Raw genomic sequence first — 24180 nt, 5'->3', positions numbered from 1 at the left:
TATCGCCATTCACTTACGGATTTCCAGACACGCCGTGCGGAATGTCGGAACTTTGGGGAATTTGCGGATGAAGTGAAGCCGCTTACGCAAAAGCGTATGTGAGTTTCGAGTGAAGGTCACCGTGAGCCTCAACGCATTCATCTGGGCAGCCAGCCTGCCAATGGACGTAGCTCCATCCTCCGCCTACCGCGTGCTGATCAAGCTCGCCGACCACGCCGACCAATGGGGAAAGAGTGCGTGGCGCGACAATGCACAGCTCGCCGTCGAGCTCGGCACGAGCAAGCGCACCATCGAACGCGCGATCCGCGATCTCAAAGTGCTTGGCCTGATCAAGCCCGGCGATCAGCGTCTCGTTGACCATATCCGTCCTGATCGGCGCCCGACGGTCTACGACCTCAACCTGCAGTTCGCACGCGTCGAGACGGTTGCGCAGCAGCTTCCGGTCCCTGTGGATAAGTCCGCGAGCGGGCCGACAGATTTGTCGCTGAGCGGGCCGACAGATTTGTCGCTGAGCGGGCCGACAGATTTGTCGCGGGCCGACGAAACCAGGTCGAGCGGGCCGACAACTGTTGTCGCTCATAGAACCGTACAAGAACCAGTTAACTCACCTTCCAGAGGTAACCACACGACGCGCGATCGCGAGGCTGTGGACAGCTGGCCCTACGTCGAGCACATCGGCGACATGAGCAACCGCGTCTGCCGCGACCTGCCCGACCCCGTCAACCCGCACTACTGCACCCTCGGCCACCTGCTCAAAGGCCACGCGCTCAGCAAGGAGCCCATCGAGTACACCGTGCGCCTCGAGGCGTGGGAGCACCGACGCGACGACGAGAACAACGCCGAGCGCGCAGCACGACGAGCGGCCCGCGCATGAGCCCCGACGAGATCACCACGCCCGCCGGCGCGCTCGTCGCCCTCGGCATCGCCGCCGCGCTGTGGCTCACGTGGGTCGTCATTATCTACCGCGAGCAGAGGAAGCGGCGGTGAGTGCCGTGTTCGCTGCCGCCGTCCAGCGCTGGAAGCAGCTGCGCATGCAGTTCGAGGACCTCCGCATCGCGGCCTACGTGCGAGCCCTCGAGGAGTGCAACGGCCAGCTGCTCAACGCTCGCGGCGTCAAGGCCGGCGTCGACGCCTTCGACCTGTTCATCGGCAACGACGCACGCGCCTACGCCTACGCCAGCCCCGAGCTCATCAACCACTGGCTCGTCTACCCGCGCCCAAAGTTCAGCGACTTCGAGCGCCAGATGCTCGAGGTGCACGAGTGAACCGCGGGCCGGGCGCGGTCGAGCTCGTGACGCCGGCGCCGCGATGGGGTGGGCGCAAGGCACAGGAGTACGTGCAGCTCACGCTGCAGACGTACGGCACCGTGTGCTGGCTGTGCGGTCTGCCGGGAGCGACGAGCGCGGACCACGTCATCCCTCGATCGAAGGGCGGCGCGGTCTACAACCTCGACAACCTCGGCCCGGCGCACGAGCGATGCAACGAGAGCCGAGGCAACCGGCCGGCCGACACATATCAGCTGATCGAGGACGGGCTCGCATGGTTCTCCGTCGCATGAGCGTTCGACTCTCGACGTCGCCCGGTTTTTTGAGGCTCGGATGCCGGACACCCGCGCGCAGCCTTGTCCATTTTTTTACAGCCCAGCCAGGAAAAAAGAAGTTCGAACGGAATGGAGATGAACGATGACGAGTGCATCCGAAAACGCCACGTTCGACTTCGAGCTTGAGCCGCCGCCTGTGCAGCCGGCCATCCCCGGCGGACTCGCCGACGCGCTCGAGCGGACCATCACGGCGCTCGAGGAGCGCGGCTATCTCGGCGCCTCGACGGCCGCTCTCGTCGAGAACGCCCGGGCGCTCGCGCAGCGCCTCGACCACATCGGCGGCGGACCCAAGCAGGCTTACGCGGCGGCATCGCTGCACAGCGAGTACCTCAAGGCGCTCGACGCGCTGCCGAAGCCTGCAGGCGACAACGTCGCCGGCGGCACCGACCCGCTCGCCGCGCTGCTGCGCCACGGCGTCGACGGGGAGGCGCTGTGAGCCGCTGGACGCACGCGCCGGCCCCGCGCTTCGCCACCCGCCGCGACCCCGACTTCCAGAGTGAAGGCGCCGCGATCGCGCGCGTCGCCGCGATGCTCGGCAAGCCGCTCATGCCCTGGCAGCGCCTCGTGGTCGACGTCGCGACCGAGCGCGACGACGCCGGCCGCTACCGGTACCCGAAGGTGCTCGTAACCGTGCCGAGGCAGTCGGGCAAGACGACGCTCATGCTGCCGCTGAACCTCCACCGCATCATCGACCGGCCCGGCATCCTCGCTCTGTTCAGCGCGCAGACCGGCAAGGAGGCCGCCGATCGCATGCTCGAGATGCAGCTGCTGCTGCGCAACTCTCCGCTCATGCGCGCCTACCGCGACCGTTTCGAGCTCAAGCGCGGCGCCGGCAAAGTGTCGATCACGTACCACGGCCGCGACGCCGACGGGAACGAGCTGCCCGAGTCGCGCATGCAGATGTTCTCGACGCCCGACAACGTCCACGGCACGCACCCGCACCTTGTGTCCCTAGACGAGATCTGGAAGCACAGCGAGCTCGCCGGCATCGAGCTCGCCGGCGCGATCACGCCCGCGCAGGCCACCCTCGACGGCGACTCGCAGTGGTGGAACGTCTCGACGATGGGCACCGCGAACAGCGCCTACATGAATGGCCTGATCGAGGACGGCCGCGCCGGCGCGCCCGGCCTCGCGTACTTCGAGTGGTCGCTGCCTGACGGGCTCGACGCCTACGACCCGGCGAGCTGGGACTTCCATCCGGCCCTCGGCAACACGATCACGATCGACTTCCTCGAGCACGAGGCATCCGCCGGCCTCGGCCTCAAGCAGCCCGGCGAGTGGATGCGCGCGTTCATGAACCGGCTGACGATCGCCGAAGACCCCGTGATCGACCCGGCTGACGTCGAGGCGACCGAAGCCGAGCCCGCCGAGGTGCCCAGCCGCCGCAAGCTCACCGTCGTCTACGAGGTTGCGCCCGGCTCGGAATCGGCTTGGGTCGGCGCGGTCTGGCGCGACTCGACCGGCAAGGCGTGCGTGCGCACACTGCACGCCGCGCCCGGCATCGCATGGCTGCAGCCGCTGCTCACCTCGATCAGCTCGCAGTGGATGCCGGCGCAGATCGCCTGCGACGACGGCGGCGAGAACCGGCACGTTACCGCCGATCTCGAGCGCGCCGGCGTCGAGGTGACGACGGTCGGCTACCGCGACTACTCGACGAGCTGCGCCGGCCTGCTCTCGCTCTTCCGCAGCCACGAGCTCGCGCACGACGGCAGCCGCTCGATCGTCGACGCAGCTGCCCGCCTCGTGCTCGACACCGCCGGCACCGACGGCATCAAGTTCAGCCGCAAGCGCTCGCCCGGATCGGTCGCCGGCCTCATCGGCACGGCCGTCGGCATCTGGGCGCACGACCACCAAGACAAGCCCATCGGCGCCCCCGTTATCAGGTTCTAGGAGACCCCATGATCAAGCTCGACTCGACCCAGATCAGCACCGTCGTGCTGTGCACGGAGTGCCCGTGGTGGCACGGATTCGCGGACACGAAAGACGAAGGCTGGAAGGTCGGCGCACGCCACGAGCAGGCCATCCACGGCCGCATGGGCAACACCGGCAGCACCACGCGAGTGCAGCGATTCCGCCAGCGACGCGCCGAGAAGCGCAACTGATTTTCGGGTGTAACGGTCGCTCCGCATGGTTGAAAACGTGGGAGCAGTCACCAGCATCGCCGATCGACTCGGCTACGGCCTCGCCGCTCGCGCCGTGGCGCTCGGCGATGCTGGCCCCGCCATTCAGGACGCCGCCGACCTCGCATCGCCGTGGTCGCCCGACCCGCTCGGCGAGCTCACCTTCGAGAACCTCTTCCACTCCATCGCCCCGTTCGTGCACGTCAGCCGGCAGCGGGCGCTCAAGATCTCGACCGTCGCGAAGGCGCAGCAGTATATCGCCATGATCGGCCGGATGCCGCTGCGCGCCCGCATGGTCGCCGATGGCACGCTCGCCCCGCTGCAGCCGAGCCTCCTGCGCCAGCCCGAGCGCGGCCGGCCGCGCTCGCTCACCCTCACCTGGACCGCCGACGCGCTGCTCTTCCACCCGGCCACCTGGTGGATCGTCCGCGAGCGGGACTTCTACCAGTGGCCCACCTTCGTCGAGTGGGTGCCGCAGCACGAGGCACAGCTCGACTCCGACGGCCGCCTCGTCCGGGCGTTCGGCCAGCGGGTCGACGCACGCGACATCATCGAGTTCACGGCCCCCGACGGCGGGCTGCTGTCGCACGCCAACGAGTCCCTCAAGCGGATGATCATCCTGCAGCGCGCCGTCGCCCGCGCCGAGGCCAACCCGGTTCCCTCGATCGACCTCCACAACGACGGCGACGCGCTCGACGACGACCAGATCGACAAGCTCATCGATCGGTGGACGCAGGCCCGCGCCGAAGGCAAGGGCGTCGGCTACACCTCCAAGGCCATCACCGCCAAGGTGCTCGGCCAGGCCGCAGAGCAGCTGCTCATCGACGGCCGCAAGCAACTCGACCTCGAGATCACCCGGCACACCGGATTCCCCGCATGGGCGCTCGACGTCGAGGTGAACGCCGGCGGCAGCCTCACCTACAGCAACCCGGCAAGTCGCTGGCGCGACCTGCTCAACGTCGGCATGGACCCGATCATGACCGCGATCGCCGACCGCCTCGGCATGCCCGACGTCACACCCGGCACGCAGTACGTCGAGTTCGACACCGACCGCTTCACCCGCGACGACATGAAGACCCGCTTCGAGGCGTACAAGGTCGGCATCGACGGCGGATTCATCACCACGGACCAGATCAAGCAATGGGAGGGCTGGGCATGAACCGGCACCAGATCGAGAGGCTGCACCGCCTCGGCCTCATCGGCGACGTCCAGTACACCGCCGCGCTCGCGCAGATCGGCGGCAACGGCGAAGCACCCCGCCCGCGCCTGAACGTGCGCAGCGCCTTCGCCGGCCGTCTCGCCGTCGATGACAGCTCGCGCACCATCAGCGGAACCGCGAGCGTCTACGGCGAGCTCATCCCGAGCCACTACATGGTTCTCGAGCCCGGCAGCCTGCAGACCCGGCAGCCGCTCACCCGCAACAAGATGCTCGTCGACCACGACCAGCGCCAGCCCGTCGGCTACGCCGCCTCCATCGACGAGGGAACGCTCGAGGTCACCTACGCGATCCCCGAGGGCGAGGACGGCGACAAGGCCCTCGCATCCGCGCAGGCCGGCCTCCGCGACGGGCTCTCCGTCGGATTCACCGCCACCGACTACTTCATCGACGAGGACTACAACATCCACGTCACCGCCGCCGACTGGTACGAGACCAGCCTCGTGGCCATCCCCGCCGTCGCCGATGCAGGCGTCACAAGCGTTGCGGCATCCGTCGCAGCCGCCACCAACACACAGGAGGAAACCCCCGTGAACCGCGCACAGCTGGCGGCAGCACTCGCCGCCGGCACCATCACCCAGGAACAGCACGACGCCGCCCTCGCGGCGCTCACGGCCATCGGCCCGGCCCCCGAGCCCGCCGCGCCGGCCACCCCAGAGCAGGCGCTCGCCGCCGGCCCCGACCAGCAGCCCGCCCCGCGCGGCAACCTGCACACCCGCAGCCGTGGCCACAACTTCCAGTCCGTCGTCATGGCCATCACGGACGCGGCACGGAACATGCGCCTGCGCAGCGTCGAGGACTTCAACCTCGCCATCGGCGAGTTCACCGGCGACTCCGACGCGGCCGACGCGTTCGGCCAGCCCGAGTGGCAGGGCGAGGTCATGCAGCTCGCGAACGTCGACCAGCCCTACGTCACCGCGATCGGCGCGCCCGGCACCATGAACGCGCTCAAGTCTAAGGGCTGGTCATGGGACGAGGAGCCCGACGTCGTCGACGCCGACCTCAGCTCGCTCGCCGAGATCGACAGCAACGACCCGACCACCAAGGCCTTCGAGTCCACCGGCTGGGCCGTCGCCGCCGTGCACCGCGTGGCGCGCTCGTTCGTCGACTTCGCGGACCCCGAGTTCACAAGCTCGTTCCTGCAGGCCCGCGCCCGGCAGTACGCCATCAAGTACAACGCCAAGGCGCGCGCCGCCGTGCAGGCAGCCGCCACGACCGTGCCCGCGTTCGCGGCCGGCTCCGACATTGTCTCCGTGCTCAAGGGCATCATCAAGCAGCCGCGCAGCATCGGCGGGAAGATCAACCGCATCTTCCTCGACGACACGCTCTGGGCCGAGCTCGAGGACCTGCCCGCCGGCCCGTCTGCCGAGCTGCCGCTGTGGCTGCAGAACGCCAACATCGTTCTCAACATCGCCGACGCGTCCGCCGAGTCGCAGGGCGGCCTCACGATCACGAACGAGTCGACCCTCGCCGCCGGCACCTACAACGCGTTCGACAACCGCGTGCTGACCCTCAAGGAGAAGCAGCTGCCCGGCATCCAGGCCGTCGCGGTCAGCGTCGGAGGCATCGACCTCGGATTCTACGGCTACGGACGCCTCGACCCGTTCGACCCGCGCGCCATCCTCAAGGGCTCGCGCGCCGCGTAACAGACCGGGCGCCGCCGTCGAGGGGTCGCGGCGGCGCCCACCACACCACAAGGAGAACCATGGCCACCTGGTACACGCAGCGCGGCGAGCTCGTCCCCGTGTGGCCCGACGCGCCCACCGGCGAGGACCTGACCGAAGTGCTGACCGCCGCTAAGGAGCAGTGCCTCGACTACCTCGGCGACCTCGCCCTCGACGAGGACGGCGAGCCGATCTCCGACATCTCCTACCGGTGGCGGCGGGCGCAGCTCCTGCAGGCCCGCTCGCTCGTCAACTTCCAGAGCGCCGGCGACGGCGACGTGCTCGGCGGCGGCACCCAGACCGTGCGCGTCTACCCGATGGACGCCACGATCCGCAACCTGCTCGTGCCCCGCCGCCTCACCCCCGGAGTCGGATGATGCCAGACCCGATCACGCAACTCGTCACCGCCCTGCGAGGCGTCCTGCCGCAGCCGACCGACGACCCACAGACGCCCGACGAGCTCGGCGGCTACGAGGTCCGCGGCTACGTCAACGCACTGCCCGGCCCGATCCGCCCCGACCTCGACGCGCTGCTCATGGTCGACGCGCCGACCTACACCCCGGCCGTCGTCGGCGGCGCCGGCTACATGCTCAGCTTCCCCGTCCACATCCTCGTCCCCGAGACGAACCCGGCCGACGTCGCCCAGGCCTTCGCCGACGCGCTCGACATCATCCTCGACGCGCTCGCCCCGATCCCCGGCCTGACTTGGACGCAGATCGCGCCCGACCAGTTCGACGACGCCCACCCGTCCAACGTCCTCACCATCGTCGCCGTTGGCGGCATCGACACCACGATCAACTAGGAGAGCCACCATGGCGAACACCGTCGCGCCGCTGCAGATGAAGGCGCAGAAGAACCTCATCGTCCGCATCCCCGTCGACCCGGCCGCGCCCGCCGGCGACACCAAGGACTACCAGAAGCACGTCTCGTCGATGTCGATCACCGACAACGACCCGACCACCATCAGCTGGAAGGGCGGCACAGACGACGCGCGCGTGACCGACAACGTACCGCCAGACGTGCCTGCCCAGTGCGTCATGAACGTCGCGCAGGACACCGACAACCCCGATTCACTCTGGCGCTTCATGCGCGCGCACAAGGGCGAGCAGGTCACCGTCATCTACAAGCCCAACGCCGCCGGCACGTTCGGCACCAAGGCGACGATCATCCTCAAGGCCCCTGCCCTCGGCGGCCCGACCAACCAGTACAACGAGGCGACCGTCACGATGGACTGCCTCGAGTACGAGGACTTCGACGACGCCGACGGCGACGGCAACCCCGACGACGAGCCCGAGGCGTAGCACGTGCTGAGCGTCCGCGGATCACGCGAGCTGCAGGCTGTGCTGCTCGCGCTCCGCGGCGCCCAGCGCGAGGTCCGCAACGACATCAACAAGACCGCCCGCCAGAAGGCCCGCCCCATGTGGACCGAGGCGCTCGCAGCGCACATCGAGAACGTGCACGACGAGCCGATGATCGTCCGCGGCGCATCCGTCGCCGTCGGCGTACGGCAGGTGCGACTCAAGGCGGCGCAATCCCGCAAGCCGCTGCGCGGCGGCCTCGACCCCGCCACCAACTGGGCCGCCGACGAGTTCGGCACGCGCAACCGCCAGAAGACCTACACCCGCACCAGCACACGAGGAAGGAGATACGAGGTGACCGCATGGGTTGGCCGCTCCCTCCCCGGCCGGCAGAAGCACGGCCGCGTCGCCATGGCCGCCGCCTCAATCGTCGGAACCAAAATCGTCGGCCTGTGGGTGCGCGTCGTCGTCGACACCTTCCGCGCTGCGGCGCAGGACGACAGGAGCTGAGATGGCACGCGGCATCCAGATCGACTTCCTCGCCGAGGTCAACGCCTTCCTCAAGGGCGCCGACCGTGTCGGCACCACGCTCGACGACGTCGGCGACAGCCTCGACGACGTCGTGCACGACAGTCAGCGCGCCGCGCAGAAACAGGGCGACGCCTTCCAAGACTCAGCCAAGGAGATCAAGGCGAGCAACGACCGGCTCGAGCAGTCGTTCGCCGACCTCGCCCGCGCCAGCGAGGACACCTCGAAACGCGGCAGCAACTCAAGCCGCAGCTGGTCGAACGACACCGACGAGGCGACCAGGAAGGCCGGCCAGTCGACCGAGGAATTCGCCAGCGAGGCGCGGCAGAACATCGGGGAGACGTTCAGCTCGTTCCGCGGCGACGTCACCGACTTCGCGCAGATCGCGCAGGACACCCTCGGCGGACTCGCGTCGAGCTTCGAGGGGCTGCCGGCCATCGCTGCCACGGCAGCCGGCGCCGCCGGTATCGGCCTCGTCATCAACGCCATCACGATCGCGCAGCAGAAAGCGCAGGCAACCCAGCAGGCAATCGGCCAGATGGCCGGCCAGCTGATCGAGCAGGGCTCGAGCCTGCAGAATGCGCAGATCGCTCAGACGCTGCAGGACATCTACTCGGGTCAATTCCAGCTCGCCGACGGCACGGCGAAGAACCTCAAGCAGATCAAGACCGAGGCGAAGGAGGCCGGCGTCTCCACCAAGACGCTCGCGCAGGCCTACGCCGGCATCCCCGACGCCGTCGAGAAGGTCCGCAGGTCCGTCGCTCAACAGTCCAAAGAACAAGCCAAGGCCAGCACCGACCAGAGCGACTTCCTCACCTCGCAGATCGGCTCCTACAACGCCATCGCCGGTGCAGCCGACCTCGCCGGGCAGAAAGTCCTCAAGAGCCTCAACGCGCAGCAGAGCGCCATCCAGGGTGCCAAGGACGCCTACGCCGACTACGCCGACACCAGCGCCAACGCGATCGCCGCGCAGCAGGCCGCCGTCGACGGCTACCAGTCCGCGCTTCAGGACGCCGCCAGCGACACGGACGACTTCTACAACCAGAGCACGAAAGCCTTCGACACCGCCGGCTACATCAAGCAGTGGACCGACCTCGCCAACGAGATCAAGAACGCCGCCGCCGACATCACCACCAGCGACCTCTCCGACTCGGCCAAGCAGTTCCTGCAGAACCAGGCACCCGAGGCGCAGGCCGAATTCATCAATGCCTACAAGAAGGCCAACCCCGTGCAGAAGGCCAGCCTGAACCAGATTTGGTCCGACATGGCCACCGGAAACGCCGCCACCTACGCGGCGCAGCTACAGAGCTCGATCCCGTCGACGATCGACGGCCCTTCCGTCCAGCTCGACACCACCGCCGCACAACGACAGCTCGCGGACCTCAGGGCGCAGGCCTCAAAGAAAGTGCAGCTCGACGTGATCGTCAACTCGCGCCGGGGGAGGGAAATCCAGTAATGACCACGATCACCGATGGCAGCACCACCGTCACCCCCGACCTCGTGCTGCAGGTCACGAGTTCACAGGACGGCGGCTCGATCGTGCACGACATCATCGGCGGCGGCACCGTGATGACGCAGCGCCCCGCCCTGGCCCGCACGGGCACACTCACCCTGTTTTTTCTCACCGAAGAGCAGGCGGAAGCGTGCCGCGCCCTGCACGCGACTGGCGCGCAGCTGCAGTACGACGAGCCCGAGCACCCCTCGCGCGCACTCAGCTACACAGCGACGAGCATCGGACCGGCGCTCGACGACGCGACCCGCAAGCGCTGGACTGTCGACGTCGGATTCCGCGAGGTGACCGGATGACGCCAGCACGAATCCGCACCGACGAGCAGATCACCGCGCAGCTCGTCGCGGGCGAGGGTACCTATCCGCTCAAGCTCAAGGGCGGAACCGCGAAGCTCGACAGCAGCTGGTCGCCATACGGTCAAGCCGACCTCACGATCGCCATGCCCGACGCCGAGACCTGGGCCGCGCTCGATCCTCGCACCGACGTTGCGCCTCGCCTGCAGCTGCACCATCAGGTTGACGGGGCGCAGCGTGACTACGACCTCGCCCTGCGTGTCCGACAGCTTGACTACCTCGGGGACGTTCAGATCAGCGCCGACACGGATGAGTGCTTGTTGCAGGACCTGACGAATGTGACGGCGGTTGTGGATGTTGGGGCGCGTGCTCATCAGGGGAGTCTTCGGGGTCTGGTCGGTGAGTGGTTGCTGCCGAAGATCGGCGCAACGCTGGAGCCGGGCTCGGCCGACGCGGATGTGACGACGACGACTGAGGTCACGAATCTTCTGATCAATGGCGGCGTCGAGGGTACGGACTTGTCGACGTTCGTGGCGTCTGCGTGCACGATCAGCCGTGTCTCTGGCATCCACACGGGTCCGTACAGTGCGTTCGCGCTGGGGATGCAGGCGCCGACGTCGACCTCGTCGCAGTTGCGTTTCACGGGTGATGCCGCATCGGGCACGTTCCAGTTCGGGATGCAGGCCGGCAGCACCTACACGTTCAGGGCGGACCTGCTGCCGCAGTCCCCGAGCGGCAGCGCGAGTTCTTCTGACAACCTACAGGTCGCGATCTATTACATGAACGCGGCCGGCAGCTATGTGACCGTGCGTGGCAACCGTGTCTCAGCTTCCGGCTCGTGGCAGGAGTCCCGTGTCACTGCGGCTATCCCGGTTGATGCCAGAGCGGCGTTCGTGCGCGTCCTGTTCGGGTATAGCGGCGGGACGCTCGGGGTGGACAACATGATGCTCGTCGAGGGTGACGGGCTGGAGACCAGCGGGCAGCCGTTGGCGTTCTTCGACGGCAACTTCCCCTCTGATGCGCATTACAGCTACACGTGGTCCGGCGCCGCCAACGCTTCGACGGCGACCCGTGACCCGCTGGTGGACCGTGACCCGGAGTCGCTGGCGTGGATGCCGGGGCGCAGTTTGTGGGACCTGATCAGCCCGGTCGTCGCGGCGGCGGGCATGCGCCTGTTCTGCGACGAGCAGCGCAGGTGGCGGCTGATCGGCTCGGATTACATCGAGCCGGGAACCGTGATCGTCTCGCGGGGCGTGAACCTGAAGTCCGGTACGGACTCGATCGATCTTGCCGACGCTGATGGCTGGTTCGATGCCGTGGTCGTCGCGTATATCTGGACGGACGCGGCCGGGGTGCAGCAGACCAGGTACGACGTGGCCGGCGCGCCGGGCAGCTCGCGGGCGCTGTACCGCGAGGAGACGAGCCCGTATCCGGGTCCTGGGCTGGCGGCGTATGTCCTGAAGCGGCAGCAGGCGAAGGGGCACCAGCTCTCGCCGACCGTGGTCAGCGACCCGAGTGTGCAGCCCTACAACCCGGTCGTCGTCATCGCCCCGGACACGCCCCTGCTGACCGGGCTCGTGTCTGCGGTGAGCTTCGACCTCGCCGGCGACGAGATGACCGTCACCACGGCCGGCCTCGCCGACACCCCCGTGAACGCGATCGTGATCGGCCCGGACGGGCACCCGATCGCGGACATCCCCGCAGGACACCCGATCGATACCGCAGAATGGAGCGCCCTCTGATGGCTGATGGAGACGCAACCGCAGGAACCGAGGCCGCTGAGGCGGGCCTGGACGTGATGACCGGCCTGGAAGAGCTGAACGTCGTGCACCGGTTCATAAACTCGACCCGCGACATGATCGCCCGCTATGGCGTCGCGATCCGCACTATCGCCAGCGGCGGCACGGGCGCCAGCGATGCCGCCGGGGCGCGCACCAACTTGGATGTGTACTCCAAAGCGGAGACCGACGCGAAGACGTGGGACGCCTCCGACATCACGACCGGGACGCTGGCTGCCGCCCGGATCCCCGCCGCGCGTCTGATACAGGCCGTCCGAAACCGCGCCTACGGCGCCAACGACATCAGCCTCTCGTGGGAGAACGGCGTGTTCGTCGCGCGGGTGGATGACACGGTGATCTTCACCGCGGCATCCGGCAACGACAGCATTGTGAAGTCCGCCGCGCTGGCCGCCAAGCGCGACGAGGACGACGGGAACTTCGGCAGCACGCCGATCTACACGCCCAATGGTCGCTCGACGCCGGTCACGTCCGGGTACGTGGCCGCGTACCTCAACAGCGACGGCCGCATCGGCGCGAGCGCGTCATCCGAGAGGTTCAAGACCGACATCGCGGACTGGAGACCGGACCTGGCCGCCGCGTACGCGCTGCGCCTCGTGCAGTTCCGATACACAGCCGCCGTCGACCTCGACGGCGAGAACGCGCCCATCGAGTACGGCGTCATCGCCGAGGAACTCATCGCCGCAGGCCTCGACTGGCTCGTGTTCTACGACGAGCTCGGCCGCCCGCAAGGCGTGCACTACGACAAGCTCGCCCTCCTCGCGATCGCCGCCTACCAGGACCTCAACGCCCGCGTGACGCGACTCGAACAGGGGGAAGCACAGTGATCGACCCGGCCAAGCTGATCGCCTACGTCACCGCGCATCCCACGAACCGGCGCTCCTACTGCCTGTCCTACTGGTACGACGCCGCCAAAGCCGCCGGCATGCCGGCCTATCCGGCCAACCTCCCCACCGCGCAAGCCGCCATGGACGCCACCCCCGGAATCACCCAGACGCCCGTGCGCAACGGCTTCGCATGGTTCACCGAGAAGAACGGCGCCGGCGACATCGTGGCCGTCATCGACGGCCAGGTCTACGCCACCGACGCGCCCACCTGGGAGCACGTGGGCGCGACCACCATCGCCGCCCGCCTCGCCTCCCTTCAAGGCCTGCACGGCGCCGGCAACGTCACCTTCGCCGGATACTCCGCCAACCTGCTCGGCACGCCCGTAGACAACCAAACCGCAACCCAGGAGGACGACATGCCCACCATCGATGAACTCGCCAGCAGCGACAAGCTACTCACCGCGATCGCGACCGCCGTGCAAGCGCACAAGGTCAACGACTCGGCAGGGTCCGAGGCCAACATCCTCGCGTTCCTGTTCCGTTCGCAGCAGCAGCAATCAGCCCAGCTCGCCGGGCTCACCGCCGCCGTGGCGCAGCTCGCGAAGGGCCAAGGCGGCGACCCTGCCACCATCCAGAAAGCCGTGGAAGACGGCGTGCAAGGCGCGCTCGACAACCTCAAAGTCACCGTCAGCCAGTGACCGAAGCCGAGATCATCGCCGCGATCGTCGCCGTCCAGGCCGTCATCGTGGCCGGCGTCGGCACCCTCACCAGCTCGCACGTCCGCTTGCGCCGACGCCTCACCCACCTCGAGACCCGCGACCGGCTCTGGTGGATCTGGACCCGCAAGCTCATCGACCACATCTACCGAGGCAAGCAACCGCCACCACCAGACCCGCCCTACGGCCTATTCCCAGAACAAGACGAGGAGACACCCACATGACCAACACCGCCCCGGCCCCGACTCCCGAACCGATCACGCTCAAGCGCGCCAGCCGCACCCGCATCTACCTGATCGCGGCCCCGGTCGGCACGACGCTGCTCACCCTCGCGGCACAGCGCGACCTCACCGACCCGCACGCGTGGCTCGCCGCCGCAGCGGCTGGCGTTGGCACTCTCGTCGCCGCCACCGCAGCCGCACACATCAGCGGCAGCTAGCCGGCCATCAACGATCCGACCCCGACGACGATCACGAAGAGCACGAAGAGCACGCCCACCGAGAGCACGAGCTTGGGGTTGTCCATGTGATGACCATAGGCCCTATTTGTGACGTGGCGAAGAGCGCCCCGGCAACACCTCGTTCGGATGCCGGGGCACTCGTTAATTCAGCGTCCGGTTCACCCGGACACCTTGCGCGCGTAGCGCTCGTGAGCGGCCGACCGGTTCACGCCGAGCCCCGCCGCGATTCCGCGCCAGGAGACGCCGCGCTCGTGCTGTCCGTCGACGGCCGACGCGATCGCCTGCTCGAGCTCGGCCCGCAGCGCTACGAGCTCGGCGAGTTCGACCTCGTCGGCATCCGCCACCCGCTTGCCGGCAGCGCGCAGCATGCGCCGCACCATCGCGAGGTACTCGCTCGTCTCGACGGTCATGATGCCAGCGCCACCCCTGGCCGCACGACGGCTGCCGCAGCGGCGCGGCGCTTCGCGGCGTCGCCGACGTGCACGTAGATCTGTGTTGTGACGAGGGACGAGTGCCCGAGCAGTTCCTGCACGGCGCGCAGGTCCTTGCCGCCCTCGTCGTAGGTGACCGTGCCGAACCGGTGCCGCAGCTGGTGCCCGGTCGCCTTGCTCATCGCGCGCGAGAGCAGCTTCGAGATGTACTTCGCGGACAGGTGCCCGTCGATCTGGCCGGGGAACAGCCAGCCCTGGCAGCGTGCGATGATCAGCGCGAGGTCGGGCTCGATCGGGACGATGCGCCGCTTGCCGCCCTTGCCGTGCACGACCAGCGAGTAGCCGACGAGGTCCTCGAACACGTCGCCGGAGTTTACGAGCGCGATCTCGCAGCAGCGCAGGCCGACCTCGGCACCGAGCCGCACCATCAGCCGCACGCGCCTGTCGACGCTCGCGAGCCCCTCGGCGATGGACGCCTCGGATGCCGGCGGGCGCACGCGCGCGTTGTGCTTGAGCGGGCGCAGGAGGCGCGTCGGATCGTCGTCGAGGCGTCCGACCGCGCACCCCCACCGGTAGAAGCCACGCAGCGCCGCGCGCACGCTGCGCACGGTCGCGCCCGACCACTTGCGCCCCTCGAAGTAGTCGATCACGTCATCGAGGCGCACCTCGGAAGCGGGCTTGTCGATCTCGAGGGCGAAGCGCTCGAGCTGGTAGCGGCGCAGCTTGAGGGTGCCGGCGGCGATGCCGCCGGATGCGAGCCATCCGAGGTAGCTGTTGATGAGGTCGAGCCATGAGTGTGGTGTGGTGTTGCTGTGCATTTCGCAACCTTGCGTCGTGGGGATGTCGAGTTCATTCCCGACTTCGGGTGTCGGAGCATGAGGGGACAGAACGAGCGGTCTACGCCGCAGCTCGGCAGGGTAGGTCGACGAGCGCATCCATGCAGTCGCTGATCAGGTGCCCGCACGTCCACGCGCCACACGAGTCGCACCAGGCTTCGAAATCGTCGCCGTCGGGAACGAGGTGAATCGCCGGATGCGTCATCGCTCCGACTCCTGTTCGAGTGGTTCGGTGGCCCAGATCGTGACGCGCTGACCGTTGCGCACCATCACTGCGACGACGATCTCGACGCACGACTCGCAGCGCATGGTCTCGGTCGTCATCAGGTAACGGTCGCGCTCGGTCGGCGCGTCCGCGGGCGCGATCTCGATGTGCCGCGTTGCTGGCACCTTCGCGCCGTCGTGGTCGGGGCTGGGGCAGTAGGTGGTCATCGTTCGACCGCCTCGTAGCGGCCGTGCAGGATCGGGCAGTAGCGCGACGAGTGCTTCGACGAGCCGCACCAGGTGCAGCCGGCGGATGCCTCGAGCTCGAGCGCCCAGAGCAGGAAGTCGATCTCGACGGCAAGCGGATAATCAGTGGTTCAGGGTTCAAGTCCCTGGGGGCGCACCAACAAGGCCCGGAGCTTCGGCTCCGGGCCTTCGTCGTGGGGGGCCGGTGTTGTCGGCTGCCGGGCTACCGTCTATTTGCGGTCGAGCGCGTCCAGCAGCTCCTGGTAGGCCTTCTCGATCGATGGATGCTTGTACTGTCCCGCACGGCTCTCGCCGGAGATCACCGCGCAGCGGTGCAGTTTCTTGAAGTCGCCGTACGGGAACTCGTATCGGCCCTTCGTGCCCTCCGTCGCGTCGGTGTCCTCGCCGAGGAACCACTTCGCGTATTCCTTCATGCCGTGCTTGTCGATGAAGGCGTTGCCGTCGTCGGCGCTGGGCGCGTCTTCGCTCCAGTCGTCGCGCTCGTCCGCGACGAAGTCGCCGGTGCGCAGTAGGCCTCGCGCGTGAGAGAGTGCGGCTTCGTTCAGTCGGATCGTCATCTCGATGGTCTCCTTTCCGTAGCCCGTGCCGATATTCCACGTCGCGATCAGCGGCGGGTCAACGGGCTTGCGCGACGGTCCGCGGCGGCTCGCGACGGCCCGCGGCGGCCGACCGTCGAATGGCGCGTGGATATGCCCGAAGCCTGAGGCGGGTACCGCCTTACCGGGAGGGGGAGGTGCCTCGATGGTCGATCGAGAGAAGCGGGCGGCGCGGCCCGAGCATCGGTGGCCGGTCGCGATCGCGATCCTGGTCGCACTCGGCCTGTACACCTTCCTGCCGAGCGGGCTGTTCGAGGTTCAGCGCTATGTCGTCGTCGGCCTGGGCCTCGTGCTGCTGATACCGCTTGTCGTCCTGAATCCTCATCGCTACACGAAGGAGACTCGGTTCTCGCGCTGGGCGGAGGTCGGCCTCGCGCTCGTCCTCGTCGCAGCCAACCAGCTGACTCTTGCGCTGTTGATCATGCAGCTGACGCGGAAATCCAACGGCGGCGGTGCGCTTCTGCTCGCCTCGCTGCAGGTCTGGGTGACGAACGTGATCGCGTTCGCGCTGCTGTACTGGTGCCTCGACCGGGGCGGACCCGTCGCACGGGTGACGCAGCCGCGGGCCGAGCTGAGGCTCGCCGATTTCCGCTTCCCGCAGGATGAGGACGACGACACGGTGGCAGAGGTGGCCGCCGGCTCGTCGACGAAGAGCGACTGGGTCGCGACCTTCGTCGACTACCTGTATTTCTCGCTGACCAACGCTATGGCGTTCAGCCCGACGGACACCATGCCGCTCACGACCCGAGCGAAGGCCCTCATGGGGCTTGAATCCTTCGCGGGGTTCGTCATGCTCGCGCTCGTGATCGCGCGCGCCGTGTCGCAGCTCGGCTAGTCCGCGCAGTTCCTGAAATAGGCGGAGGGCTCTCCGCATAGCCGCATCGCCGCTATTCTGATTGCTACGCATCAACAAAACGACGAGGTGCTGGGCGGTGAGCCCGACTCCCGACCGACGGAGACTGACGTGGCCCAGAGCGCTGCACGCACCGGAATGTTCAACAAGGACCACCCGCATTACAAGTGGGTCGCGCTCAGCAACACCACGCTCGGCATGCTGATGGCCACGATCAATGGATCGATCGTGCTGATCTCGCTGCCGGCGATCTTCACCGGCATCAAGCTCAACCCGCTCGAGGCGGGCAACGTCAGCTACCTGCTGTGGATGCTGATGGGCTACATCCTCGTCACCGCCGTGCTCGTGATGAGCTTCGGGCGCCTCGGCGACATCTACGGCCGCGTGCGCATCTACAACCTCGGCTTCGTCGTGTTCACGATCGCCGCGATCCTGCTCGTGTTCGACCCGTTCAGCGGGGGCGCCGGCGCGATCTGGCTGATCGGCTGGCGCGTCGTGCAGGCGGTCGGCGGCTCGATGATCTTCGCCAACTCCACGGCGATCCTGACGGATGCCTTCCCCGTGAACCGCCGTGGCATGGCCCTCGGCATCAACCAGATCGCGGCGATCGCGGGCACCTTCCTCGGCCTGATCGTCGGCGGCCTGCTGGCGTCGCTCGACTGGCACGCGATCTTCGCGGTCAGCGTGCCGTTCGGCGTGCTCGGCACCATCTGGTCGTACAAGTCGCTGCACGAGGTCGGCGCCAAGGGCACGGGTCGCGTCGACTGGTGGGGCAACATCCTGTTCGGCGTGGGGCTCACCGCCCTGCTGACGGGCATCACCTACGGCATCCAGCCCTACGGCGACAGCTCGACCGGCTGGCTCAACCCCTGGGTGCTCGGCGCGATCATCGGCGGCGTCGTGGTGCTCGTCGTCTTCGTGATCGTCGAGCAGCGCATCGCCGACCCGATGTTCAACCTGCGCCTGTTCGGCATCAAGGCCTTCGTGTGGGGCAACCTCGCCGGCCTGCTCGCCTCCGTCGGCCGCGGCGGTCTGCAGTTCATGCTGATCATCTGGCTGCAGGGAATCTGGCTGCCGCTGCACGGCTACAGCTACGAGTCGACGCCGTTCTGGGCGGGCATCTACCTGTTGCCGTTGACGATCGGATTCCTCGTCTCGGGTCCGCTGTCGGGCACGCTCTCCGACCGGATCGGCGCGCGTGCCCTCGCCACGGGCGGCCTGCTGCTGGTCGCGGTGACGTTCATCGCGCTGCTGCTCATCCCGGTGAACTTCAACTACCTCGTGTTCGCCCTGATCACCTTCCTGAACGGCGTGGGTTCCGGCATGTTCGCCGCCCCCAACAGGACGGCGATCATGAACTCGGTCCCCGCGAACCAGCGCGGTGCGGCATCCGGAATGACCGGCACGTTCCAGAACGCGGGCAACTCGCTGTCGATCGGCATCTTCTTCTCTCTGATGATCGCGGGCCTTGCCGACACGCTGCCGAAGGCGATGACCACCGGCCTCACCTCGCACGGCGTGCCCGCGGCGGTGGCGGACCAGATCGCTGCGACGCCTCCGGTGGGCAGTCTGTTCGCCGCCTTCCTCGGCTACAACCCGATCGCCTCGCTGCTCGGGCCGACGGGACTGCTCGACAAGCTGCCGCACGCCGACGCCGCGGCGCTCACGGGCAAGACCTTCTTCCCGCAGCTGATCTCGGACCCGTTCCACTCCGGCCTCATCATCGTGTTCATCGCCGCCGCGATCATGTCGGTCATCGGGGCAGCGGCGTCGCTGCTGATGGGCGGCAGGTACGTGCACGCCGAGGACGACGCGCCGGCCGCGCAGCCGGCCGAGGAGCTCAGCGACGTCTGAAGCCGCTGTCGTGCCGAGGTGTCGGCGGCCCCTCATCGGGGAACGGTTCTTGTGACCGATCCACGAGAAGGGAACGCAGATGGCCAGGGCAAGCGGCACAGCGACGAGGAAGCCGAGCACGCGGACGGGTGCGGCGCGTGCGCGCAGGGAGAACGCGGAGAAGGGCTTCGTCGCCTCCGCGCAGCTCACGGGTGACCTGCAGCGCGTGCTCGTCGACCTGATCGAGCTCAGCCTGCAGGGCAAGCAGGCGCACTGGAACGTCGTCGGCAAGAACTTCCGCGACCTGCATCTGCAGCTCGATGAGATCGTCGACAGTGCGCGCGAGTTCTCCGACGTGATCGCCGAGCGCCTGCGCTCGCTGCACGCGGCCCCGGACGGCCGCAGCGGGACGGTCAGCGGCGACACCTCACTGCCGCCCTATCCGAACGGCGAGGTCGACACCGCGGAGACCGTCGACCTCATCACGGTGCGCCTCGAGGCGGTCGTCGGCACCATGCGCGAGGTGCACGACGAGGTCGATGACGAGGACCCCACGACCGCCGACATCCTGCACGAGATCATCGCGACCCTCGAGCAGTACGCCTGGATGGTCAGCGCCGAGAACCGAACCCCCTCGGTGTGAGCGCCGAGCTCGACGAGAGAGTCCAGCGCGCGCTCGCCGACCTCGCGCAGGTACACGGCCGGGTCGACGACGCGCTGCGCTGGGCGACGGATGCCGGAACCTGGCTGCCTGCGCCGGGAACCGGCCACACCCGTGTTCTGTGGGCGTTCTTCGCCGCAGCGGCCGCGATCGACGTGGCCGCCGCGCGGGTGCTGGAGCCGCACCTCGATGCGCTCGCGATCCTCAGCCAAGCCCCGCAGCCGGTCGACCTCGCCGCGGTCGGCGCGGGCGACGGCAGTAGCTGGGGAGTGTTCGCCGCCGAGGGCGCGGGCCTCGCGCTCGAGGCCCGCGAGGACGGCGGCCGGTGGCGGCTCGACGGCACGAAGCCGTGGTGCTCGCTCGCCGGGGCGCTGAGCCACGCGCTCGTGACGGCGACGGTGGAGGGCGGCGCCCGCCGCCTGTTCGCGGTGTCGTTGCGCGAGTCCGGCGTCACCGCGGACGACGGGCCGTGGGCGCCGCGCGGTCTCACCCAGGTCGTGAGCGCGCCCGTGCGCTTCGAGGGAGTTCCGTCCGTGCCGGTTGGCGAGCCCGGCTGGTACCTCGAGCGGCCCGGCTTCTTCTGGGGAGGCATCGGCGTCGCCGCGTGCTGGCTCGGCGGCGCGACAGGTATCGCCCGAGCGCTGCTCGTCGCCTCAGGGAAGCGCGAGCCCGACCAGCTGGCGCTCGCGCACCTCGGCGCGGTCGACAGGGCGATCGCCGCGGCTCGGGCGGCGCTCGACGCGGCCGCGAACATCGTCGACGACCCGCCTGCCGACGTGGACTGGCCGACGCTGATGCTGCGCACCCGGGGCGCCGTGGCGGATGCCGCGGAGCGCGTCATCACGCGCGTCGGTCACGCCCTCGGCCCCGCACCCCTCGCGCTCGACGCCGACCACGCCGCCCGCGTCGCCGACCTGCAGCTGTACCTGCGGCAGCACCATGCCGAGCGCGACGACGCGGCGCTGGGCCGGGCCCTTCTCGATCGGCTCGCCGACTCCGGGCGGCGGCCGTGGTGAGCTTCACCCACCTCGACGAGAGCACGGCGGAGGACGCCTGGCGCTCTGCGCCCCAGTGGGAGCGGATGCGCGAGCTCGAGCTGCCATCGACGGCGCGGCTCGTCGTGCTGGCCGCCCACCCCGACGACGAGAGCCTCGGCGCCGGGGCGCTCATCGCCCGAGCGAGCCGCCTCGGGTGGCCGATCGACGTGGTGGTCGCGACCGACGGCGAGGCATCCCACCCCTCCTCACCGACGCACAAACCCGAGCAGCTGCGCGCGCGTCGCCAAGCCGAACTGAGCGCAGCGGTGACCGCGCTCGCCCCAGAGGCGCGTATCACCGCCCTCGGGCTGCCGGACGGCGGCCTGCCCGACGAACGCCGTCGGCTGCGCGCCGGCATCGAGGCGGCGATCGCGGCCGGTGAGCCGCCCCTCCTCGTGGCCCCATGGTGCCGTGACGGGCACGGTGACCACGAGGCCATCGGCGAGCTCGCCCACGAGCTCGCGGCGGCGCACGGTCTGCGGCTCATCGAGTACCCGATCTGGCTGTGGCACTGGGCGGAGCCGGATTCCGCCGAGGTGCCGTGGCCGCAGCTGCGCGTGCTGCGCGCCGACGACGCCGAACTCGTCGCGAAGCGCACCGCGACCGGCGGGTACGTGAGCCAGACGCAGCCGCTCTCGGAGCTGCCCGGCGACGAGGCGATGCTCGGGCCGGGCATCCAGCGGCACTTCGACCGCAGCGAGGAGGTCTACGTGGAGCATCGCGGCGCACTGCCCGCACGGTTCTTCGATGAGTTCTATGACGCCAACCCCGATCCGTGGGGCTTCGAGACGCGCTGGTACGAGCAGCGCAAGCGCGCGGCGACGCTCGCCGCGCTGCCCAGGCCACGGTTCGCGCATGGCCTCGAGGTGGGCTGCGCGACCGGCGTGCTCACCGCCGAGCTCGCGACGCGAGTCGATGATCTGCTCGGCATCGACATCGCCGATGACCCTCTCGACCGCGCCAGCCGCCGCGTGACGGCGGGCAACGTCGCTTTCCAGCGCTTCGCGACCCCGCAGGAGTGGCCCGATGGCGAGTTCGACCTCGTCGTGCTCTCCGAGGTGGGCTACTACTGGGGCGACGAGCTCGAGCTCGGCATCGACCGGGTGCTCGCCTCCCTCGCCCCGCGCGGGGTGCTCGTGGCCTGCCACTGGCGGCATCCGGTCGCCGAATACCCGCTCTCGGGCGACGAGGTGCATGACGCGCTGCGTCGCCGCCCCGAGCTGGTGCGCACCGTGTCCCACGTCGAAGAGGATTTCCTGCTCGAGGTGTTCCAGCGGCCGCCCGCCGCGTCCGTCGCCCGCGAGACGGGACTCGTGTGAGCGCCGCGCCGATCGCCGCGGTGGCGGTCGTCGTGCCGGTGCGCGATGAAGAGGAGCGGCTCGAGCGCTGCCTCTGCGGCGTCCAGACCACGCTTGCCGCGCTTGCAGGCCGGGTCTCGGTGCGGGTGGTGATCGCGCTCGACGGCAGCACGGACGGCTCGGCGCAGATCGCCGCGCGCTGGCCGTTCGACCGTATCGAGCTGGGCGGATCGGGCGTCGGGCGGGCGCGCGCGGCCGGCGTCGACGCGGCGCTCGCGGGGCTGGGCGCCGCGTCACGCGACCGTGTCTGGATCGCGAACACGGATGCCGACTCGCACGTTCCCCGCGACTGGCTGACCCGCCAGCTCGAGCTCGCCGATGACGGCTGGGACGCGGTGCTCGGCACGGTGAGGCCCGACCCGCTCGATCTGCCGCCCGGGTTGCGGGGTACGGCGCTCGCCGAGCCGGCACGCTCCGGCAGTCCGGTCTACGGCGCGAACCTCGGCGTACGCGCGAGCAGTTACGAGCTGGTCGGGGGTTTCGCACCTGTTCGCGAGCACGAGGATGCTCGGCTGGTGGCGTCTCTGCGTGCGGCCGGCGCCCGAGTGACCTCGGACTACGACCTCCCCGTGCTCACCTCGGGGCGCTCGGTCGGGCGCGCACCGGGCGGCTATGCCGGCTACCTCAACCGCATGGCTATGCTGGCCGCGTGGCCCGACGAGGATCCCCCGATCGACGAGGTCTGCGCGGCGACAGCGTCGACCTGAATCCGCTGTTCGCGCGCCCCGGCGAGGCGGTCGAGCTGCCGCTGTTCAGCTTCCCGGGCGACGAGATGCTGCCGGAGACGGCGTACCAGATCGTGCACGACGAGGCGATGCTCGACGGCAACGCTCGGCTCAACCTCGCCACCTTCGTCGGCACGTGGATGGAGCGTGAGGCCGATCGCCTCTATGCCGAGACCGTCGACAAGAACATGATCGACAAGGACGAGTACCCCCAGACGGCGGCGATCGAGGAGCGCTGCTGGCGGATGCTCGCCGAGCTGTGGCACGCGCCCGACCCGGACCGCGCGATCGGCACCTCGACGGTCGGCTCGTCGGAAGCCTGCATGCTCGGCGGCCTGGCGCTCAAGCGCCGCTGGCAGCATGCTCGCCGCGCAGCGGGAAAGCCGGCCGACCGCCCGAACCTCGTCATGAGCTCGGCCGTGCAGGTCTGCTGGGAGAAGTTCTGCAACTACTTCGAGGTCGAGCCGCGGTACGTTCCCGTGAGCGATGAGCACCTGGTGCTCGACGGCTATCGGCTCGAGGACTACGTCGATGAGAACACGATCGGGGTGGTCGCCATCATGGGCGTCACCTACACCGGCAGCTACGAGCCGGTCGCGCAGATCAGCTCGGCGCTCGATGCCATCCAGGCGAGCACGGGGCTCGACATCCGTATTCATGTCGACGGCGCATCGGGGGCGATGATCGCGCCGTTCCTGCAGCCCGAGCTCGAGTGGGACTTCCGGCTGCCGCGGGTCGCGTCGATCAACACCTCTGCGCACAAGTACGGGTTGGTCTACCCGGGACTCGGGTGGGTGCTCTGGCGCTCGACCGACGAGCTGCCGGACGATCTCGTTTTCCGCGTCAGCTACCTCGGCGGCGACATGCCGACCTTCGCGCTCAACTTCTCGCGGCCCGGCGCCCAGGTGTTGCTGCAGTACTACACGTTCCTGCGCCTCGGGCGCGCCGGGTACACGGCGGTGCAGGCCGCGACGCGCGACGTCGCCGTGTACCTCTCGGGCGAGATCGCGAGGCTCGGGCCGTTCGAGCTGGTCAGCGACGGCAGCGACATCCCCGTGTTCGCGTGGAAGCTGAGAGCGGATGCCGCGCGCAACTGGACCCTCGACGACCTGTCGTCGCTGCTGCGCACGCACGGCTGGCTCGTTCCCGCCTATCCGATGCCGGCCGACCTCGAGACGGTGACCGTGCAGCGCATCGTCGTGCGCAACGGCCTGGGGCGCAACCTCGCGCGGGACCTGCTGCAGGACATCCGCACGAGCGTCGCATACCTCGATGCGCTGGAGACGCCGCCGCCCGCGCCGCCGACGGCGACGGCGTTCCACCACTAGCCGGGTTCGGCTCGGCCAGGCTC

General features: G+C 68.9%; 30 protein-coding genes. 26 read left to right on the top strand and 4 right to left on the bottom strand.

What is annotated here, in order from left to right; all coding sequences use genetic code 11:
- The first annotated feature begins 109 nt into the window (after positions 1-109).
- The 19 genes from ABD708_RS15215 to ABD708_RS15125 all read left to right on the top strand — a co-directional run bounded on the left by ABD708_RS15215 (position 110) and on the right by ABD708_RS15125 (position 14007).
- Positions 110-874 carry a helix-turn-helix domain-containing protein gene (locus ABD708_RS15215; protein ID WP_344755964.1) on the top strand — a complete coding sequence of 255 codons (765 nt, stop codon included), beginning with the start codon at positions 110-112 and terminating at the stop codon, positions 872-874.
- Positions 875-983: 109 nt separating this feature from the next.
- A complete protein-coding gene (locus tag ABD708_RS15210) occupies positions 984-1265 on the top strand; it encodes a hypothetical protein (protein ID WP_344755962.1) in 282 nt (93 codons plus the stop codon).
- Positions 1262-1558, top strand: coding sequence for an HNH endonuclease (locus ABD708_RS15205; RefSeq protein ID WP_344755960.1), 297 nt, complete (start codon positions 1262-1264; stop codon positions 1556-1558). The genes ABD708_RS15210 and ABD708_RS15205 overlap by 4 nt, the downstream gene beginning before the upstream one ends.
- Before the next feature lie 124 nt (positions 1559-1682).
- A complete protein-coding gene (locus tag ABD708_RS15200) occupies positions 1683-2036 on the top strand; it encodes a hypothetical protein (RefSeq protein WP_344755958.1) in 354 nt (117 codons plus the stop codon).
- The gene (locus ABD708_RS15195) at positions 2033-3490 is read left to right on the top strand and encodes a hypothetical protein (protein ID WP_344755956.1); all 1458 of its coding nucleotides are present in this window, start codon (positions 2033-2035) and stop codon (positions 3488-3490) included. Before ABD708_RS15200 ends, ABD708_RS15195 begins: the two co-directional genes overlap by 4 nt.
- A gap of 8 nt (positions 3491-3498) precedes the next feature.
- A complete protein-coding gene (locus tag ABD708_RS15190; protein ID WP_344755954.1) occupies positions 3499-3702 on the top strand; it encodes a hypothetical protein in 204 nt (67 codons plus the stop codon).
- A 37-nt stretch (positions 3703-3739) separates the two neighbouring features.
- Entirely contained in the window at positions 3740-4879 is a 1140-nt protein-coding gene (locus tag ABD708_RS15185; RefSeq protein WP_344755952.1) for a phage portal protein, read from the top strand.
- Complete coding sequence (locus ABD708_RS15180) at positions 4876-6582, top strand: HK97 family phage prohead protease (RefSeq protein ID WP_344755950.1); 1707 nt, start codon at positions 4876-4878, stop codon at positions 6580-6582. The genes ABD708_RS15185 and ABD708_RS15180 overlap by 4 nt, the downstream gene beginning before the upstream one ends.
- A 59-nt stretch (positions 6583-6641) precedes the next feature.
- Positions 6642-6977 (top strand): hypothetical protein, encoded by a 336-nt coding sequence (locus ABD708_RS15175; protein ID WP_344755948.1) that lies wholly within the window; start codon positions 6642-6644, stop codon positions 6975-6977.
- Positions 6977-7402, top strand: coding sequence for a hypothetical protein (locus ABD708_RS15170; protein ID WP_344755946.1), 426 nt, complete (start codon positions 6977-6979; stop codon positions 7400-7402). Before ABD708_RS15175 ends, ABD708_RS15170 begins: the two co-directional genes overlap by 1 nt.
- Positions 7403-7412: 10 nt before the next feature.
- Positions 7413-7901 carry a hypothetical protein gene (locus ABD708_RS15165; protein ID WP_344755944.1) on the top strand — a complete coding sequence of 163 codons (489 nt, stop codon included), beginning with the start codon at positions 7413-7415 and terminating at the stop codon, positions 7899-7901.
- Between the two features lie 3 nt (positions 7902-7904).
- Positions 7905-8408, top strand: a complete 504-nt coding sequence (locus ABD708_RS15160) for a hypothetical protein (protein WP_344755942.1) — start codon at positions 7905-7907, stop codon at positions 8406-8408.
- 1 nt (position 8409) lies between these two features.
- A complete protein-coding gene (locus ABD708_RS15155; protein WP_344755940.1) occupies positions 8410-9882 on the top strand; it encodes a hypothetical protein in 1473 nt (490 codons plus the stop codon).
- Positions 9882-10232, top strand: coding sequence for a hypothetical protein (locus ABD708_RS15150; RefSeq protein ID WP_344755938.1), 351 nt, complete (start codon positions 9882-9884; stop codon positions 10230-10232). The genes ABD708_RS15155 and ABD708_RS15150 overlap by 1 nt, the downstream gene beginning before the upstream one ends.
- Positions 10229-11971: a carbohydrate binding domain-containing protein gene (locus ABD708_RS15145; RefSeq protein WP_344755936.1), complete on the top strand. Its 1743-nt coding sequence runs from the start codon at positions 10229-10231 to the stop codon at positions 11969-11971. The genes ABD708_RS15150 and ABD708_RS15145 overlap by 4 nt, the downstream gene beginning before the upstream one ends.
- Entirely contained in the window at positions 11971-12852 is an 882-nt protein-coding gene (locus ABD708_RS15140) for a tail fiber domain-containing protein (RefSeq protein ID WP_344755934.1), read from the top strand. Before ABD708_RS15145 ends, ABD708_RS15140 begins: the two co-directional genes overlap by 1 nt.
- Positions 12849-13550: a hypothetical protein gene (locus ABD708_RS15135; RefSeq protein ID WP_344755932.1), complete on the top strand. Its 702-nt coding sequence runs from the start codon at positions 12849-12851 to the stop codon at positions 13548-13550. The genes ABD708_RS15140 and ABD708_RS15135 overlap by 4 nt, the downstream gene beginning before the upstream one ends.
- Positions 13547-13792 carry a hypothetical protein gene (locus tag ABD708_RS15130; protein WP_344755931.1) on the top strand — a complete coding sequence of 82 codons (246 nt, stop codon included), beginning with the start codon at positions 13547-13549 and terminating at the stop codon, positions 13790-13792. The genes ABD708_RS15135 and ABD708_RS15130 overlap by 4 nt, the downstream gene beginning before the upstream one ends.
- On the top strand, positions 13789-14007 hold the full coding sequence (locus ABD708_RS15125; protein ID WP_344755929.1) for a hypothetical protein: 219 nt from the start codon (positions 13789-13791) through the stop codon (positions 14005-14007). Before ABD708_RS15130 ends, ABD708_RS15125 begins: the two co-directional genes overlap by 4 nt.
- Before the next feature lie 179 nt (positions 14008-14186).
- Here ABD708_RS15125 and ABD708_RS15120 read toward each other — a convergent pair whose 3' ends face one another.
- The 4 genes from ABD708_RS15120 to ABD708_RS15105 form a co-directional block, all read right to left on the bottom strand.
- Complete coding sequence (locus ABD708_RS15120; protein WP_344755927.1) at positions 14187-14438, bottom strand: helix-turn-helix domain-containing protein; 252 nt, start codon at positions 14436-14438, stop codon at positions 14187-14189.
- A complete protein-coding gene (locus ABD708_RS15115) occupies positions 14435-15277 on the bottom strand; it encodes a tyrosine-type recombinase/integrase (RefSeq protein WP_344755925.1) in 843 nt (280 codons plus the stop codon). The genes ABD708_RS15120 and ABD708_RS15115 overlap by 4 nt, the downstream gene beginning before the upstream one ends.
- A 219-nt stretch (positions 15278-15496) precedes the next feature.
- Positions 15497-15727 (bottom strand): hypothetical protein, encoded by a 231-nt coding sequence (locus ABD708_RS15110; protein WP_344755923.1) that lies wholly within the window; start codon positions 15725-15727, stop codon positions 15497-15499.
- A gap of 248 nt (positions 15728-15975) precedes the next feature.
- Positions 15976-16323 (bottom strand): hypothetical protein, encoded by a 348-nt coding sequence (locus ABD708_RS15105; protein ID WP_344755921.1) that lies wholly within the window; start codon positions 16321-16323, stop codon positions 15976-15978.
- 184 nt (positions 16324-16507) lie between these two features.
- Between ABD708_RS15105 and ABD708_RS15100 the strand changes: the two genes are divergently transcribed.
- The 7 genes from ABD708_RS15100 to gad all read left to right on the top strand — a co-directional run bounded on the left by ABD708_RS15100 (position 16508) and on the right by gad (position 24157).
- Positions 16508-17197: a hypothetical protein gene (locus ABD708_RS15100; RefSeq protein WP_344755920.1), complete on the top strand. Its 690-nt coding sequence runs from the start codon at positions 16508-16510 to the stop codon at positions 17195-17197.
- Positions 17198-17326: 129 nt separating this feature from the next.
- The gene (locus ABD708_RS15095; RefSeq protein ID WP_344755918.1) at positions 17327-19069 is read left to right on the top strand and encodes an MFS transporter; all 1743 of its coding nucleotides are present in this window, start codon (positions 17327-17329) and stop codon (positions 19067-19069) included.
- Between the two features lie 79 nt (positions 19070-19148).
- Entirely contained in the window at positions 19149-19691 is a 543-nt protein-coding gene (locus ABD708_RS15090) for a Dps family protein (protein ID WP_344755916.1), read from the top strand.
- The gene (locus ABD708_RS15085) at positions 19688-20725 is read left to right on the top strand and encodes an acyl-CoA dehydrogenase (RefSeq protein ID WP_344755914.1); all 1038 of its coding nucleotides are present in this window, start codon (positions 19688-19690) and stop codon (positions 20723-20725) included. The genes ABD708_RS15090 and ABD708_RS15085 overlap by 4 nt, the downstream gene beginning before the upstream one ends.
- Complete coding sequence (locus ABD708_RS15080; RefSeq protein ID WP_344755912.1) at positions 20722-22065, top strand: PIG-L family deacetylase; 1344 nt, start codon at positions 20722-20724, stop codon at positions 22063-22065. The genes ABD708_RS15085 and ABD708_RS15080 overlap by 4 nt, the downstream gene beginning before the upstream one ends.
- The gene (locus tag ABD708_RS15075; protein ID WP_344755910.1) at positions 22062-22811 is read left to right on the top strand and encodes a glycosyltransferase family 2 protein; all 750 of its coding nucleotides are present in this window, start codon (positions 22062-22064) and stop codon (positions 22809-22811) included. Before ABD708_RS15080 ends, ABD708_RS15075 begins: the two co-directional genes overlap by 4 nt.
- Positions 22754-24157, top strand: coding sequence for a glutamate decarboxylase (gad, locus tag ABD708_RS15070; protein WP_344755908.1), 1404 nt, complete (start codon positions 22754-22756; stop codon positions 24155-24157). Before ABD708_RS15075 ends, gad begins: the two co-directional genes overlap by 58 nt.
- The last annotated feature ends 23 nt before the right edge of the window (positions 24158-24180 follow it).

It is taken from the genome of Gryllotalpicola koreensis (assembly GCF_039538185.1).
Classification (GTDB): domain Bacteria; phylum Actinomycetota; class Actinomycetes; order Actinomycetales; family Microbacteriaceae; genus Gryllotalpicola; species Gryllotalpicola koreensis.
This window is presented reverse-complemented; position numbering and strand designations above follow the sequence as displayed.

What these genes read in the sequence shown, in the direction of transcription:
- ABD708_RS15150 (WP_344755938.1), top strand. Translation starts at nt 9,882, where the DNA reads ATGACCACGATCACCGATGGCAGCACCACCGTCACCCCCGACCTCGTG.
- ABD708_RS15170 (WP_344755946.1), top strand. Translation starts at nt 6,977, where the DNA reads ATGCCAGACCCGATCACGCAACTCGTCACCGCCCTGCGAGGCGTCCTG.
- ABD708_RS15100 (WP_344755920.1), top strand. Translation starts at nt 16,508, where the DNA reads ATGGTCGATCGAGAGAAGCGGGCGGCGCGGCCCGAGCATCGGTGGCCG.
- ABD708_RS15190 (WP_344755954.1), top strand. Translation starts at nt 3,499, where the DNA reads ATGATCAAGCTCGACTCGACCCAGATCAGCACCGTCGTGCTGTGCACG.
- ABD708_RS15155 (WP_344755940.1), top strand. Translation starts at nt 8,410, where the DNA reads ATGGCACGCGGCATCCAGATCGACTTCCTCGCCGAGGTCAACGCCTTC.
- ABD708_RS15105 (WP_344755921.1), bottom strand. Translation starts at nt 16,323, where the DNA reads ATGACGATCCGACTGAACGAAGCCGCACTCTCTCACGCGCGAGGCCTA.
- ABD708_RS15140 (WP_344755934.1), top strand. Translation starts at nt 11,971, where the DNA reads ATGGCTGATGGAGACGCAACCGCAGGAACCGAGGCCGCTGAGGCGGGC.
- ABD708_RS15175 (WP_344755948.1), top strand. Translation starts at nt 6,642, where the DNA reads ATGGCCACCTGGTACACGCAGCGCGGCGAGCTCGTCCCCGTGTGGCCC.
- ABD708_RS15115 (WP_344755925.1), bottom strand. Translation starts at nt 15,277, where the DNA reads ATGCACAGCAACACCACACCACACTCATGGCTCGACCTCATCAACAGC.
- ABD708_RS15200 (WP_344755958.1), top strand. Translation starts at nt 1,683, where the DNA reads ATGACGAGTGCATCCGAAAACGCCACGTTCGACTTCGAGCTTGAGCCG.
- ABD708_RS15090 (WP_344755916.1), top strand. Translation starts at nt 19,149, where the DNA reads ATGGCCAGGGCAAGCGGCACAGCGACGAGGAAGCCGAGCACGCGGACG.
- ABD708_RS15110 (WP_344755923.1), bottom strand. Translation starts at nt 15,727, where the DNA reads ATGACCACCTACTGCCCCAGCCCCGACCACGACGGCGCGAAGGTGCCA.
- ABD708_RS15180 (WP_344755950.1), top strand. Translation starts at nt 4,876, where the DNA reads ATGAACCGGCACCAGATCGAGAGGCTGCACCGCCTCGGCCTCATCGGC.
- ABD708_RS15145 (WP_344755936.1), top strand. Translation starts at nt 10,229, where the DNA reads ATGACGCCAGCACGAATCCGCACCGACGAGCAGATCACCGCGCAGCTC.
- ABD708_RS15125 (WP_344755929.1), top strand. Translation starts at nt 13,789, where the DNA reads ATGACCAACACCGCCCCGGCCCCGACTCCCGAACCGATCACGCTCAAG.
- ABD708_RS15165 (WP_344755944.1), top strand. Translation starts at nt 7,413, where the DNA reads ATGGCGAACACCGTCGCGCCGCTGCAGATGAAGGCGCAGAAGAACCTC.
- ABD708_RS15120 (WP_344755927.1), bottom strand. Translation starts at nt 14,438, where the DNA reads ATGACCGTCGAGACGAGCGAGTACCTCGCGATGGTGCGGCGCATGCTG.